The sequence below is a fragment of the Brucella grignonensis genome, from assembly GCF_002252505.1.
GTDB classification, from domain to species: domain Bacteria; phylum Pseudomonadota; class Alphaproteobacteria; order Rhizobiales; family Rhizobiaceae; genus Brucella; species Brucella grignonensis.
Genome location: NZ_NNRL01000163.1, coordinates 619,230 through 633,273 on the forward strand (window position 1 = coordinate 619,230; position 14,044 = coordinate 633,273).

Consider the following 14,044-nt stretch of genomic DNA (forward strand, 5'->3'; position numbering starts at 1 on the left):
AAAAGCCCGGAGCAATCCGGGCTTTTTGATATGAGGTAAATGATTGTAAAGAATTACCGGTGAGGAATTGTGTTTAAGTATACGTCCGTTCGCGAGCCTCGTTGGGCAAACAATGATAAAAATCTCATCGATTGCATCGTTAAATTTGAACATTTGAAGGTCGAAGTGCCTTTTACTGCGAGTCCACGTGACGTTGAGGCACATGGACAGGAAATTTATGATCGATGTATCAGAGGAGACTTTGGTACAGTTGAGAATTATCAGCCTGATCCAACTCGAATTGTACCTACAACGGTGGACGCAGAAGGCGAGATTCCTTTTCTAATATATGGTTGGCCTGAAATCGAGAAATTCTTACTTCAGGCTAATACTGAAAATGCTCAAGGAACTCCCCGAGGAATCGTTCTTGTTTGGGCTTCTATGATTGAAGAATTACTTGGAAGACTTTTAGAAGCATTTTTGGTGGATCATTCAAGTTCTCGGAATTTAATTTGGGAGGATGCTCACAGTTCATTAGGGACCTTTTCCGGAAGATCAAAATGCTGCTTTGTCTTAGGTCTCATCTCACGTGATGAGCTGATGATTTGTGACCGAATTAGGTCAATTCGGAATGCAACGGCACATCAATGGAACATGGATTTAGAGAATCCTAAATTTACGAAATATTTTTCTCCTGCGATAAAAGCGCTATACGATGCTGACCATGCACAGTTGTATAATTGGGTGTCAAATGATCTGATTTTTATGATTAAGCACTTTTACGCTGGATCGTGTGGCATGCTCGCAGTCAAATTGGCTGAGCGGCGGATTGAAATTTTGAAAGAACGCCGGACCGAAAGAGGCGTTGAGTTGCGGTAAGCACCATTGAGCGCGGATTGAGAAACGCGCGAAGAAAAAGAAATAAACGCCACACAGAGAAAAGCCCGGAACAATCCGGGCTTTTTGCTTTTCGATTTTTACGAGCTGCTGTTTGCAGCTTCGGCGATCAATCCGGCGACCTCGTCGGGTCTTGAGGCAAGCGAGGCATGGCTTGCATCCAGTGTGATGGTCTTGCGCGGCTTCATGCGTTCGGCCATTCGCTTCTGGTTTTCGGGCGCGATCATATGGTCCTGGCTCGATATCTGATACCAGACCGGTTTTTTCTTCCATGCGGGTGCGGTGATCGTGTCGCCAAATGTATTGGCGATGGGCGCTTTCTGCGTGATTGCCATGACCAGAGCTTCGTCGGCGCTCAGATCCTGGCAGAAGCTTTCGTGAAATTTATCGTATTTGATCCAGAGATATCCATCGCTGTCAGGCGCCAGATTGGGGAATGCCGCAGGCGGATGTTCCTGACTGATACCGCCGGGGCTTTCGCCTGCATCCGGTGCAAAGGCAGCAATGTAAACCAACCCCACCACATTCGGCAGATCACCTGCCTGAGTGATGACCGCACCGCCATAGGAATGGCCGACCAGAAGCACCGGACCTTCCTGCTGCGCTGTCATCTTGCGCAAACGTTCCGCATCTTCTGCGAGCGAGGTTAGCGGCATTTCGACAGCTCTGACCTTGTCGTATCCCATTCTGGAAAGCGCGAGGATGACTTTGCTCCAATGGGCCGCTCCTCCCCAAAAACCATGCGCGAGTACGATAGTTGGCTTTGTGCTCATGAGATTGTTCCCTGTTGCTGGTCGACTTGTGGTGTCGATAGCTAGAAACTAGGGCTCTGCGGGAATTAGAGAATAAGCGTCCTCTGATATATTATCGGGCAATATGTCTTGCTTATTTTCCCTTTGGCGGGTTGAGCTAAACCATTTCGGCTGGTAAATGGCCTGCCTCTCAAAATTCCCCCAGCAATTTCCGCAACTTCAGAGGCAGATTATGACGAAGGCTGAGCAAGGCCAGAGCAAGCGCCAATTTAATGGTGTGACCTTGGGCATCGACTTTGGCACCACCAATACGGTTCTGTCTCTGGCGTCACCTGATGGTACGACAGCAGTGCTCAGCGTGCCGAAAGATGGGGTCGACATTACTGGCTATCGCTCGATCCTTTGCTTCTGGCAGGATCGCGAAACCGGCGAACGCACGTCGGAAAGTGGTCCATGGGCCATGGACGCGTTCGTCAATGCGCCGCACTCAACCCGTATGTTGCAATCCTTCAAGACGTTTGCGGCCCAAAAATCCTTTACCGACACGCCGGTTTACGGCAAGCGCTTCAAGTTTGAGGACATTCTCGAGACTTTTCTGGAGTCAGTTGCAGCCCGCCTTGGTGATCGTTTGCCCCCGAAGGGCAATCGTGTTGTTATCGGTCGCCCGGTTATTTTTGCCGGGGCTTCGCCGGACGAGGAGCTGGCCATGCAGCGTTATGAAAAGGCATTTCGCGCTTTTGGCTTTACGGACATCCACTATGTCTATGAGCCTGTGGCGGCGGCATATTTCTACGCACAGGAGCTGAAGGCCGAATCGACTGTTCTTGTGGCCGATTTTGGCGGCGGTACGAGCGATTTTTCGATTGTACGATTTGAAGTGGGCGCGCAGGGGCTAAGCTTCACACCGTTGAGCCAGACTGGTCTTGGCATTGCAGGCGACACATTCGATTATCGCATTATCGACAATGCGGTTTCCCCGCTTCTGGGTAAAAATGGCGAATATAAATCTTTCGGCAAACGTCTGCCGATACCGCGTCATTATTATGCGAACTTCGCACGGTGGAACACGCTGTTCCTCATGAACTCGCCTTCAACCATTCGCGCACTCACCGATCTTGCGAAGAATGCTGTCGATCCTGAACCTCTCGAGCATTTCATCAACCTGATCGAGAACGACTACGGCTATGAAATTTATCGTGCCGTTTCAAATCTCAAAGTGCGTCTGTCATCGGAAAGAATATCTGAGCTTCATTTCAAAGCGGATGATTTCGAGATCAGGTCCGATATCACTCGCAATGATTTTGACAACTGGATTGCCGATGACGTGGCGAATATCGAGCAATCGGTAGAACAGGCTGTGGAGAATGCCGGGCTTACTTTTGCGGGTATCGATCGTGTCTTCCTGACGGGCGGCACATCCTTCGTGCCTGCCATCCGCGAGGCTTTTGAGAAGCGTTTCCCGGATGCAATGGTTACAAGCTCGAACCAGTTTGATTCGATTGCTAATGGTCTGGCACTGATCGGTCAAAGTGCCGACATCGAGCGCTGGGCTGTGAAGCTGAATTAGGGTTCGATAACGATAGGGGTGCCGTTCGGCACCTTCGACCAGATTTCACGCATTTGAGCATTGGTTACACCGATACAGCCATCCGTCCAGTCCCAGAGATGATGCACGGGCGCAAGTAGACCCCAGCCGTTTGGCAGGCCGTGGATCATGATGTTGCCGCCGGGCGAATAACCTTTCGCATCGGCGGCATTCTGGTCGTCCACATTCGGGTAGGAAACATGTAGGCTCAAATGGGCCATTGAACGCGGATTGCGCCAGTCTATGATATATGCGCCCTCAGGCGTTTTCTGGTCGCCCTCGCGGCTCTTATGTCCCCCATCGCCATTGCTGCCGAGTGCAATTCGATACGTGCCGATCACGACACCGTCACGAAGCAGCGTCATCCGACGCTCACCTTTATAGACCTTTATGGCGTCTGCTTGTTGTTCTGCAGGGAGAGATTGTGGCGGCTCGCCTGAACCGATGCGCGCCATGACCTTGGTGTAGCCAAACAAGCCGACAGCGATGAGAACGACGGCGAAAAGAATTTTCCTGATCATATTGGTCGCTTATTTTTGGTCTGTGGCGCGTTCAAGGCAGTCTTTGATGCTCGTTTCACAAATGGGCGTTTGCGCACGGATTTCCGGATTATCGCGCCACATTTTATATGTGATCCAGAACTCGACATCCTTGTAGGCATATGTGCCGGCGCGTTTCTTGTTGCGGCTCTTCTCGAGCGCTTCGCTGGTGATCACCATCTGATGTGCAAGCCGCTTGAACACCCAAGGCTGCGCACCATTCTTATGCTCGAACGCCTCCAAATGATAATAGGGATCGTTGTACTTGGGATCGGGCTCTTGATGAATGACGGCCCAACGAGTGATTTTGGGCGTATCGGCAATGATTACCACGCGATCAAAGGTTTCTGCATTAAGATTTGAAATCAGAAAGGGGAGGCTGATCAGTACCGCCGCCAGTGCACTCAATATCTTTTTGCCGATCATCTTAAATTCCTTTTGCATTCCAGATAAACCCGGCGCGCGCTTGCCTGAATGCATTTGCTATTGAGAGCGCTAAAAAAGCAAATGAAAACAAACCTCCGCGAATTGTGTTAATTCAAAATTAATCAATATTTTCAAAGGGTAAACAAAATACCGTTAACCATCCATCAAGGTTAATACTCCATTATTCGCCATAGTTAAGTAATCGTTGCGAGTGGAGTTTGCGGTGCGTTTTGGTTCCATACGAGCGCTGTTTGGCCGGTCAAAGGCCGCTGCCGAGCCGGTATGGCATTATCCGGTAAAGGGCTATTGCCCGGAGGATGGTCGCTATTACGCTGTTCGTGCAAAGCCGCGTCAGGTTGTGCGTAAGCCGCATCGCTTCGTGCCGCTCATGCTGGCTGCGATCGCCTATTTGTTCAACTCCAATGCAATCGCCTTTCAGGACATGGCAAGCCTTGTGCCGACCGCAGACGTGGCAGGTCATCGCTGGACAGCCTTTGTCGCCAAGGCCCCGGTGGGTTCGCTCCATCAGGCGGAAATGCCTTTTGTCGATGCAACAACTGTAACGGGCAGTATTGCCGCAACAGGCATTCAGGTGCCGGGCATTGGCCGTGTGGCCCTTTCCGGTGGCCAGAAGAGAGCCAAGCTTGGTGTCGATGATCCCAATCCCGATGAGAACCGCATCAATCGTACGGACAAGACCGACCGTATCGTTTCTGTTAAGCCTAAGGCTCCGGCGCGGGCTTTCAACGCGGGTAGCATGTTTGAGAAAATCAGCATGATCACAGCGCCACGCGAAAAGATCGATGCGCGTATGGCCTTCTCAAAATCCAGCATTGAAGGAAAGGAGGTTGAGATCGCGATGGCGTTCCACGCGGTCAAACCACCCAAACCCAGACAGGATATGCCTGTGCAGCTGGCAAAGCTAGTCAACAATAATGAGCCCGACGTTCTCGCGTTGGGCTATGCGCCTTCTAAGCCCGACTACGGCAAAACTTCACCCTTCGAGAACATCCTGACGCCGGAAGCAGATAGCGGTCGCTTTGTGCCGCCAATTAGCGGTCAGGACCATGCGTGGGCAGCGACGCCTTTGCCTGCAGAATCGTTTGGATCGAAGGAGCAGAAGTGTCTCGCAGAGGCAGTCTACTATGAAGCGCGTGGCGAAACCGTCAAAGGGCAGGTGGCTGTAGCGCAGGTCGTGCTCAATCGCGTTCGCAATCCGTCTTATCCGGGAACCATCTGTGATGTCGTTTATCAGAATCGCAACTGGCTCAACGCGTGCCAATTTTCTTTTGCCTGCGACGGTCAAAAGCATCGTGTAACCGAGATGCCACAATGGCGCATGGCGCAACAGGTCGCCAAAACAGTCACTGCCGGTCAGATCTGGCTACCGGAGGTTGGTTCCTCCACTCATTATCACGCGACCTATGTCAGTCCGTTCTGGGCGCCGACCATGAAAAAGATGACCAAGATCGGTCTTCATGTGTTTTATCGCACCTATGGCGGCGGCTGGAGCTGATCGCTGTCGTCTGTTCAGATGGCTGGCTACGAAATCACTTTCAGACACATTTATTTGTCTCGAACGCCGCTTGAAACAGATGCACATTGGTGAATCTATGTGCTGAGCTTCGCCCATTTCGATTCCAATTTTGAAGCCGAATTGCTGCACGAACTCCGACTTTGGGCGGAAAATGAGTCGCACCATCGGCTAAATCATTGCATTTCCTAGAGAAAAAACCTTTTGAAGCAACTGCTTGACCGCCTTGACTAGCGCGCGGTGTGTCAATATGTTGCGCGCAACTTGGAAATGGGCTTTTAAGGCCCGCATTTCTTGCAAAAGGAGCTGCCAATGACGAGCGGCACTGAGCCCGGAAAATCATCCGGTGTCGGCAGGGATGTGGACCGCAAAACTGTTTCCGGGGGGCTGGATCAGCGTTTGAACCGCCTTGAGGTCGAACTGGCCAAAAAGGGTGTGCTTAAACCACCAGCTTCCGAGGATGAGCGGTCGGAAACATCCAGTTCCGTCGCGCAGGCCATGAAACTCTCCAGCGAGTTTATTGCTGGTATCGTGGTTGGTGCGGTAATTGGTTGGGCTCTTGATCGCTACGCAGGCACGTCGCCATGGGGGTTGATAATTTTTCTCCTTCTGGGCTTCGGTGCTGGCACCCTCAACGTGCTCCGTTCCGCAGGTTATGTTGCTCATCAAGGCAATAATAAGTCTAGCGTGGAAAAGAGCGATAAGGAATAAGTCTTCGCGGACATCACGAAAATGTTCGCGTATAGACACTTTAAGATAAGCGGGCGTTTCGCCCGAGACTGAAACGCTCAAGCGAACCTCTGGTTCGCGACTGAAACGCCTTAGGGCAGGAACGACAGACGAGGTTAAGTTGGCCAACGATCCGATCCATCAGTTCCAGGTATCCCGGTTGATTCCGATCGACGTCGGTGGTGTGGACCTCTCGTTTACCAATGTTTCGGCCTTCATGGTCGCAACCGTCGTACTCGCATCAGGCTTCCTTTACTTCACGTCATCGAGCCGTGGACTGATTCCAAGTCGTTTGCAGTCGGTTTCGGAAATGGCCTATGAATTTGTGGCGTCGAGCTTGAGGGATTCGGCTGGTTCAAAGGGTATGAAGTTCTTCCCCTTTGTTTTCTCGCTGTTCATGTTCGTACTGGTCGCAAACTTCATCGGCCTGTTCCCTTATTTCTACACGGTCACCAGCCAGATCATCGTAACCTTTGCACTTGCTTTGCTGGTTATCGGTACGGTCATTATTTACGGTTTCTATAAGCATGGTCTCGGCTTCCTCAAGCTGTTCGTACCAAGCGGCGTCCCGGGCATTATTGTGCCGCTGGTTGTAGCCATTGAAATCATCTCGTTCCTTTCGCGCCCAATCAGCCTTTCTGTTCGTCTTTTCGCGAACATGCTGGCAGGCCACATCACACTCAAGGTTTTCGCAGGCTTCGTTGTCTCGCTGAGCTCTCTTGGTGCGCTTGGTGTTGGCGGCGCGATCCTGCCTCTCATCATGACGGTCGCGATCACCGCGCTTGAGTTCCTGGTTGCATTCCTCCAGGCCTACGTCTTCACAGTCCTTACCTGCATGTACATCAACGACGCAGTACATCCGGGTCACTAAAGCATGTTGCGGAAAAGTGGTTTACCGGTTTTCCGACAACAACATGCGTTATGAAAACATTTAAAGCGCTTCGCATCGATACAATTAAAGTGATGCGCTTTGAGGTTCTAGCCGGCGGGTTTCCGCCAGAACAGAAATCCGCACTAATTTGCAATCCAGAAGGAGCTTTAACATGGAAGCGGAAGCAGCAAAGTACATCGGCGCCGGTCTCGCCTGTTTCGGTATGGCCGGTACGGCTCTCGGCCTCGGCAACATTTTCGGTAGCTATCTCTCGGGCGCTCTGCGTAACCCATCCGCTGCTGACAGCCAGTTCGGCCGTCTCGTGTTCGGTTTCGCTGTGACGGAAGCTCTGGGCATCTTCTCGCTGCTCATCGCGCTTCTGCTCCTCTTCGCTGTTTAATCAACAGTCGCAAGAAACTGGCCTGCCGCGATCTGTATCTTGAAATGCAGCGCGGCTGGCCTTTGCATATGACGTCTAAGTGAGCATGTTTCTATGAATCCGGAGTTTTTTCCGGGGAAGAACATGCTGGATTGAAGGGGAAATCTGGATGTTCGTGTCCACGGCGTTTGCCCAAACCGCCACCGAATCGCAACCGGCACCAGCTGCTGGTGAGCACGGCGCAGCCGATGCTGTGCACACCGAAACCGGGGTCGCGCACGATGCCGGACACGGCAGCGGCGTATTCCCGCCGTTTGATTCCACCCATTACGCATCGCAGCTTCTGTGGCTGGCGATCACTTTCGGTCTTTTCTATCTGTTCCTGTCCCGCGTGGTTCTGCCACGTATCGGCGGTGTGATCGAAAACCGTCGTGACCGTATCGCACAGGATCTCGAGCAGGCTGCCCGCCTCAAGCAGGATGCAGACAACGCCATTGCTGCTTACGAGCAGGAGCTGGCCGCTGCGCGCACCAAGGCTGCTTCGATTGCCGAAGCTGCTCGCGAAAAGGGCAAGGGCGAAGCAGACGCGGAACGTGCGACTGCGGAAGCTGCTCTGGAAAGCAAGCTGACTGAAGCTGAAGAACGTATCGCCGCAATCAAGGCCAAGGCCATGAGCGATGTCGGTACGATCGCCGAAGAAACCACGTCTGCGATTGTAGAACAGCTTTTGGGAACCAAGGCCGATAAGGCCGACGTGACCGCAGCAGTTAAAACCGCAAACGCCTGAGGAGACGAAAATGGACGCAACATTTTGGGCATTTATTGCTCTTCTTCTCTTCATTGCACTGATTGTTTACCTGAAGGTTCCTGGCATGATCGGTCGCTCGCTTGATGAGCGCGCCGAAAATATCAAGAAGGAACTCGAAGAAGCCCGCACCCTGCGCGAAGAAGCTCAGCAGCTTCTTGCTGAATATCATCGCAAGCGTAAGGAAGCGGAAAAAGAAGCTGGCGATATCGTCGCTGCTGCAGAGCGCGAAGCAAAAGCTCTTCTCGAAGATGCCAAGCGTGCGACAGAAGAATATGTTGTTCGTCGCAACAAACTTGCTGAGCAGAAGATTGCAACCGCTGAAACCGATGCAATCAATGCAGTCCGTGCTTCGGCTGTTGATCTGGCTGTCGCCGCTGCTGGCAAGATCGTTGCTGATAAGGTTGATGCCAAGGTTGCGGGCAGCCTGTTCAAGGATGCGCTCGGTCAGGTTAAGACCAATCTGAACTAAGCTCAGTTATTATCGAATTCTGGAAACGCCGCCTCGAAAGGGGCGGCGTTTTTGTTTGTCCGATTGGGAGGCCTGCCAAGTCTCTACGGTATCTGCCTCGTTGGTAATGTTATCGCGAATACGCCTACAACAACGAATGCCAATCCCAACCATGCGGTTGATGTCAGTCGTTCTCCAAGGAAGATGACACCGATGCTGACGCCAATGGGAACGCGGAGATAGGCCTGCGCGGTGGTGCCGACTGAACCCAATGTCTGGATAAGCCGGAAGTAGATTGTGAAAGCAGCCGCTGTTGAAAAGACAGCAAGGCCGAGCAATGAGTATAAAGAGTTAACGCTGGGTGTCATGGTCCACGGTCGGTCGATGATGAGGCTCAACGGGATCAGAATGATCGCACCGCTGATGAGAGACCCTGCTGCGGGAAGCATCGGATCAAGGCCCTTAAAATTTCGGCCAAAGATGGCTGCACCTGCATAGCAGATGGTGGCAGCGATGATTGCGAGCTGCGCCCATAGTTCATTGCCCAATCCGGCAAGCGCCTGCACACCGACAATGAGGCAGGTGCCTGCAAGACCTGCTGCAACGCCCAATAGCCTGCGGCAGGTTAAAGCTTCGTGGCGTGTGATGAGAAGCGTGATGAGGAATGTAAAGATCGGCGTTGTTGAATTGAGGATCGCAGCAAGGCCTGCTTCCGTCGTCTGTTCTGCCCATGCGATTGCCGTGAATGGTACAACGCTATTCAGGCAGGCCTGAAACAGAAAGTATTTCCAGGTCAGCGCGTCGGTTGGCAGCTTCAAGCCGCGCAGCCTGATTATGACAATTAATATCAATCCTGCGATCAAGGTTCTGGCGGCGATGAGGGTAATAGGTGGGATCGTAGTCACGCCGATTTTAATGAAGCTGTAGGATGCACCCCAAAGAGCGGCCAGTAACAACAGCAATCCTAGTTCGACGACGATATTGGTTTTATGGCTCATCTTTTCCTGCACGTTTAAGCGGTTGTACTGCTCTCTAGCAGTCCGTTGCTCGCACATGCTTCGGTTCAGACCGAAGTGTCAGCAGGAAAAGCGTCCTTTGATCGGTGAGAATGTGTAGCGATGAATACCGGGCACAGGGCCGTCTGTCTCAATGGCCGTCCGATGCCTGGCGGTTCCGTAACCCGCATGAACTTCCAGTCCGTAGGGAGGATGGGCATTGCCTGCCCGGACCATCATGCGATCACGCGTGACCTTAGCCACGATGGAGGCGGCAGCGATGGAAATGGAGCGCTGATCGCCTTTCACCAAAGCAGAGCCGGGGCAGGTCAAGCCGGGCGGTACATCGCGTCCATCAATCAACGCATGGCAAGGTTTGAGGGTAAGCCCCATAAATGAGCGACGCATGGCCTCAAGCGCGGCCTTTCGAATGTCGCTGGCATCAATACTGCGCGCACTTAAGCTTGCGACTGAGACGGTCAATGCCTTGGCAAGAACGATCTCATATAGGGCGTCGCGCTTGGCAGCCTTAAGTCGCTTGGAGTCATCCAGTCCTTCAGGTAAATCATGGGGATCCAGCACCACAGCTGCTGCCACTACAGGGCCGGCTAGCGGCCCACGACCTGCTTCGTCGATGCCTGCAATATGAAAAAGTCCGCGGGCCAGATATTTCTTCTCTTCTGAGAAGTCTGGTGCGAGCGGGATGTCGAAAAGGAGCGGAGAATCAGAAGACAAGCGTTTCATTTGGCGGCAATGCTCGCATTGCTTCTGGTTCTCCGCAAGGTCCCTGCCGAGGAAGGTGGCGTAAAAGCAAGGACCATCCGTCTGAAATGGACATCAGACGGGGATTGAATACGCAACGCGTAACCCATGCAAATTGCTCACGTTCAAGACGGTGAGCACGTAAGCTTAGAAAAGCGAAAGCTGCTTGCCGCCCTTTTCGACCGGTTCAAACAAATCTGTCCGAAGATGAAGTCGTTTGGAATTGAAGCCGAGCTTGCGAGCAGCGATCTCAAAGCGGCGACCGATCTGCCAGGCATAGGGCCCAGTGCCACGCATACGCTTGCCCCATTCCGCATCATAATCCTTGCCATCACGCATGGAGCGCACAAGCGACATCACATGGCGATAACGGTCGGGGTAGTTGCGCAAGAGCCAGTCTTTGAATAAAGGCGCTACTTCCAACGGCAGACGCAAGAGGACATAGCCTGCTTCACGTGCGCCTTGTGCGTAAGCTGCATCCAGAATGCGCTCAATTTCATGATCGTTGATGCCGGGAATAATCGGGCCCATCATTACATTGGTCGGAATACCAGCATCGGTTAGCTTGCGAATAGCCTGCAAACGCATTGTCGGGGTTGAGGCACGTGGCTCCATCGTGCGGGCAAGATTGGCATCAAGTGTCGTGACTGAAAGCGCGACCTTTGCTAGGCCTTTTTCTGCCATGCGGCTTAAAATATCAATGTCGCGCACAACCAGTGCCGATTTGGTGACAATGCCGACCGGATGATTGGCAGTTTCCAGCACTTCGAGAATCTCGCGCATGATGCGCCATTTTTTCTCGATTGGCTGATAAGGATCGGTATTGGTACCGATGGCGATAGTCTTTGGCTGGTAACCGGGCTTCGCTAGCTCACGTTCAAGCAAGCGGGGTGCATCTGGCTTGGCAAAAAGCCGGGCTTCGAAATCAAGTCCCGCAGAGAGCCCCATATAGCTATGTGTTGGCCGTGCAAAGCAATAGATGCAGCCATGTTCGCAACCGCGATAGGGATTGATGGATCGATCAAAACTGATGTCAGGCGAATCATTGCGTGTGATGATGGTTCGCGGCTTTTCGACCTGAACATCTGTCTTGAAGGGTGGAAGGTCTTCAAGCGTCTCCCAGCCATCGTCAAATTCATGTCGTGTCGTGGGTTCAAATCGCCCGGTGGAATTGATGCCTGCACCGCGCCCGCGCCGTCGTGAATGGTCAATGCGCAGGCCTGCTTCGCTCACAAGCGCATTGGCGTGTTCTGCGCGCCCTGTTCCGAATGCTGCTTTATCTGCCTGCTGGATGATTTCCATAACCGACTCTCTTGTTGGTGAATCTATTCCTATCGCAAAGAAAGGAACAAATCAAGAACATATAAGAAGGCAGCTTTTCGATCACAGGGTCTTGATATAGAACGGATCATGCTTTCCGTTCTGATTGTCACTCGAAATTCTGAAAAGCTTTTGGCGAACACGTTCTCGGCTTTGGTGCCAGTAGTGGTCGAAGGGCTTTTGCGCCGCGTTGTTGTCGTCGATCAAGGCTCGACGGATGAGACAAGGCTGGTTGCAGATGGTGCAGGCTGCACCCTTTATAATGGGGATGAGCTGACCGAAGCACTTGGTGCCTTACGAACGGAGTGGCTGTTGATTTTGCAGCCCGGGGCGATATTGGCAGATGGCTGGGAAGAAGCTGTGCGTCGCCACATTGGAGAAAGTCGGCTTCCGGCCAGATTTACTTTGCAGCACGAGGTGCGTTTGGGATTGCTTGGCAAACTCTTTGCACGCCAGCCATCTTTGAGTTCTGGTTTGCTCGTGAGGCTCAATGCATTCAAATCTTTCCCAACAACGGGGTTTGAACTGGAAGATTTGCCGCGCCAGTTGAAGCCTATTCGGTTGTCTCCAATCATTACGCCCCCACAAACAACAAAAGGCGGAGCCTGAAGAGGCTTCGCCTTTTTGTATTTTACCCGCTTACGCCGGGCTTAGTTCTGGAAGCTCGATGGCGATGCATCACCGAAGCGATGAGCGGAGCCATCCTGGAAAGAAGACTGGCCAATGGAAGCGGTTGCGGTGTTATCAACCTGCTGGGTAGCAACAGGTGTGCGGTCATTTGCATAAAGATCGGCAGGTTCGCCAACATGTGGGTTTTCAGCGAAAGCGGCACCGGCGCTAAAGGCAACGGCTACGGCAGCAAGAGCAAACTTTTTCATTTTCTATCTCCGTGTTTTTTTTTGGGAAGCGACGGTGTGTTCGTCGTTTCGATGAGCAAGAGATAGGCCTTTCCATCGGCGGCGCCTAGACAGCAAATGGTTCACGCATTGTATTCATATCAGTAGACAATAAGCCATAGAAATGGCTAAATAGGTCAATGGCACGATATTTATTCAAGTATATGTGAACAGTATGGGGTCGAAAATGGCCATCTGACGTCAGAATGAAGATGCCGTTGTTTGGGTGGAAACCACAAACCAGTCAGGCTGTTGCGCCCGAATTTTAGAAGCCGCATCGTCCGCACCCTGCTGGTCATTGAAGATGGCAAAGCAGGTCGCACCCGAGCCTGACATCTGCGCAAAAAGCGCACCCTGCATGCGCAACAGATCGAGCTTATTGTCGATTTGTGGAGCAAGTGTCAGGGCTGCAGGCAGGAGGTCATTGCGGGTTGAGCCGAGATAGGTGCAGATTGTTTCTATGTCGCTTTCTGAAGGCGACGGGAGGGAAGGGTTGTCGCGCTTTGTTAATGCCTGGAAGACGTCGGGTGTCGCAACGGCTGTGCCATCATTGACAAGCAACAGCGGAAGGGCTGGCATCTGCTTGACATGGGTTAGCTGCTCGCCAATACCGCGCGCAACAAGCGGCGTGCCAATAGCTGCACCATGCAAACACATGGGAATATCGGCGCCGAGTTTGAGGCCGAGTTCTGCCAGTGTGTCTAAGTCGAGGCCAAGCTGCCAGATCTCATTGAGAGCCAGCAGTGTGGCTGCGGCGTCACTTGAGCCACCGCCGATGCCGGAAGCCACAGGCAGATTCTTTTCAAGATGAATGGTGACGGGCGCGAGATTGCGACCCGTATATTGCTTTAAAGCATCACGGGCCCTGAGGACCAGATTGCCACTATCAAGCGGTATGCCGTAAGCAAAACGTCCGTCGATGGTGAAACTGTCATGGTCGGCGACTTCCACACTGACGCGATCACCATAGTCCGCGAACACCACCAGCATGTCGAGCAGATGATAACCATCATCCCTGCGGCCTGTCACATGCAGTGCGAGATTAATCTTGGCCGGTGCCACATGATGAACAGGATGACGAACCAGAGTGGCAGCCTCAGCAGAATGATACATTCAGGAAAAGC

General features: G+C 52.4%; 17 protein-coding genes. 9 read left to right on the top strand and 8 right to left on the bottom strand.

Translation table 11 applies throughout. From position 1 onward, the window contains the following. Positions 1 to 69 precede the first annotated feature (69 nt). The gene (locus tag CEV33_RS16745) at positions 70 to 858 is read left to right on the top strand and encodes a hypothetical protein (RefSeq protein WP_094541520.1); all 789 of its coding nucleotides are present in this window, start codon (positions 70 to 72) and stop codon (positions 856 to 858) included. Between the two features lie 98 nt (positions 859 to 956). Here the strand turns inward: CEV33_RS16745 and CEV33_RS16750 are convergent, their stop codons facing one another. Further along, a complete protein-coding gene (locus CEV33_RS16750) occupies positions 957 to 1,649 on the bottom strand; it encodes an alpha/beta hydrolase (RefSeq protein WP_094541521.1) in 693 nt (230 codons plus the stop codon). A 211-nt stretch (positions 1,650 to 1,860) separates the two neighbouring features. Here CEV33_RS16750 and CEV33_RS16755 point away from each other — a divergent pair, with 211 nt between their 5' ends. Continuing rightward, positions 1,861 to 3,195 (top strand): Hsp70 family protein, encoded by a 1,335-nt coding sequence (locus tag CEV33_RS16755; RefSeq protein ID WP_094541522.1) that lies wholly within the window; start codon positions 1,861 to 1,863, stop codon positions 3,193 to 3,195. Here the strand turns inward: CEV33_RS16755 and CEV33_RS16760 are convergent. Both CEV33_RS16760 and CEV33_RS16765 read right to left on the bottom strand, forming a co-directional pair. Beyond that, positions 3,192 to 3,734, bottom strand: a complete 543-nt coding sequence (locus CEV33_RS16760; protein ID WP_094541524.1) for a L,D-transpeptidase family protein — start codon at positions 3,732 to 3,734, stop codon at positions 3,192 to 3,194. The two genes, CEV33_RS16755 and CEV33_RS16760, sit on opposite strands and share 4 nt — an antisense overlap. 9 nt (positions 3,735 to 3,743) lie before the next feature. After that, positions 3,744 to 4,178: a DUF5086 family protein gene (locus tag CEV33_RS16765; protein ID WP_094541758.1), complete on the bottom strand. Its 435-nt coding sequence runs from the start codon at positions 4,176 to 4,178 to the stop codon at positions 3,744 to 3,746. Between the two features lie 223 nt (positions 4,179 to 4,401). Here CEV33_RS16765 and CEV33_RS16770 point away from each other — a divergent pair, with 223 nt between their 5' ends. The 6 genes from CEV33_RS16770 (at position 4,402) to CEV33_RS16795 (ending at position 8,968) form a co-directional block, all read left to right on the top strand. Beyond that, positions 4,402 to 5,694 carry a cell wall hydrolase gene (locus CEV33_RS16770; RefSeq protein WP_094541526.1) on the top strand — a complete coding sequence of 431 codons (1,293 nt, stop codon included), beginning with the start codon at positions 4,402 to 4,404 and terminating at the stop codon, positions 5,692 to 5,694. Between the two features lie 330 nt (positions 5,695 to 6,024). Then, entirely contained in the window at positions 6,025 to 6,423 is a 399-nt protein-coding gene (locus CEV33_RS16775; RefSeq protein WP_094541527.1) for an AtpZ/AtpI family protein, read from the top strand. A gap of 139 nt (positions 6,424 to 6,562) precedes the next feature. Beyond that, positions 6,563 to 7,312 (top strand): F0F1 ATP synthase subunit A, encoded by a 750-nt coding sequence (locus CEV33_RS16780; RefSeq protein WP_094541529.1) that lies wholly within the window; start codon positions 6,563 to 6,565, stop codon positions 7,310 to 7,312. A 172-nt stretch (positions 7,313 to 7,484) separates the two neighbouring features. Beyond that, positions 7,485 to 7,712, top strand: a complete 228-nt coding sequence (locus CEV33_RS16785) for a F0F1 ATP synthase subunit C (protein ID WP_007632966.1) — start codon at positions 7,485 to 7,487, stop codon at positions 7,710 to 7,712. A 148-nt stretch (positions 7,713 to 7,860) separates the two neighbouring features. Then, the gene (locus CEV33_RS16790; RefSeq protein WP_094541530.1) at positions 7,861 to 8,478 is read left to right on the top strand and encodes a F0F1 ATP synthase subunit B; all 618 of its coding nucleotides are present in this window, start codon (positions 7,861 to 7,863) and stop codon (positions 8,476 to 8,478) included. Between the two features lie 10 nt (positions 8,479 to 8,488). Further along, the gene (locus CEV33_RS16795) at positions 8,489 to 8,968 is read left to right on the top strand and encodes a F0F1 ATP synthase subunit B (protein ID WP_094541532.1); all 480 of its coding nucleotides are present in this window, start codon (positions 8,489 to 8,491) and stop codon (positions 8,966 to 8,968) included. Positions 8,969 to 9,051: 83 nt separating this feature from the next. Here CEV33_RS16795 and CEV33_RS16800 read toward each other — a convergent pair whose 3' ends face one another. The 3 genes from CEV33_RS16800 to CEV33_RS16810 form a co-directional block, all read right to left on the bottom strand. Then, complete coding sequence (locus CEV33_RS16800) at positions 9,052 to 9,945, bottom strand: DMT family transporter (RefSeq protein ID WP_094541535.1); 894 nt, start codon at positions 9,943 to 9,945, stop codon at positions 9,052 to 9,054. 78 nt (positions 9,946 to 10,023) lie between these two features. After that, positions 10,024 to 10,686 (bottom strand): ribonuclease HII, encoded by a 663-nt coding sequence (locus CEV33_RS16805; RefSeq protein WP_094541537.1) that lies wholly within the window; start codon positions 10,684 to 10,686, stop codon positions 10,024 to 10,026. A gap of 165 nt (positions 10,687 to 10,851) precedes the next feature. Beyond that, positions 10,852 to 12,006, bottom strand: a complete 1,155-nt coding sequence (locus CEV33_RS16810) for a PA0069 family radical SAM protein (protein WP_094541540.1) — start codon at positions 12,004 to 12,006, stop codon at positions 10,852 to 10,854. Between the two features lie 108 nt (positions 12,007 to 12,114). Here CEV33_RS16810 and CEV33_RS16815 point away from each other — a divergent pair, with 108 nt between their 5' ends. Beyond that, positions 12,115 to 12,633, top strand: coding sequence for a glycosyltransferase (locus tag CEV33_RS16815; RefSeq protein ID WP_094541542.1), 519 nt, complete (start codon positions 12,115 to 12,117; stop codon positions 12,631 to 12,633). Between the two features lie 41 nt (positions 12,634 to 12,674). On the opposite strand, the gene CEV33_RS16820 is transcribed toward CEV33_RS16815, so the two are convergent. Both CEV33_RS16820 and CEV33_RS16825 read right to left on the bottom strand, forming a co-directional pair. Beyond that, on the bottom strand, positions 12,675 to 12,902 hold the full coding sequence (locus CEV33_RS16820) for a hypothetical protein (RefSeq protein ID WP_094541544.1): 228 nt from the start codon (positions 12,900 to 12,902) through the stop codon (positions 12,675 to 12,677). A 219-nt stretch (positions 12,903 to 13,121) separates the two neighbouring features. Continuing rightward, a complete protein-coding gene (locus tag CEV33_RS16825; protein ID WP_094541547.1) occupies positions 13,122 to 14,033 on the bottom strand; it encodes a 4-(cytidine 5'-diphospho)-2-C-methyl-D-erythritol kinase in 912 nt (303 codons plus the stop codon). Positions 14,034 to 14,044 lie beyond the last annotated feature (11 nt).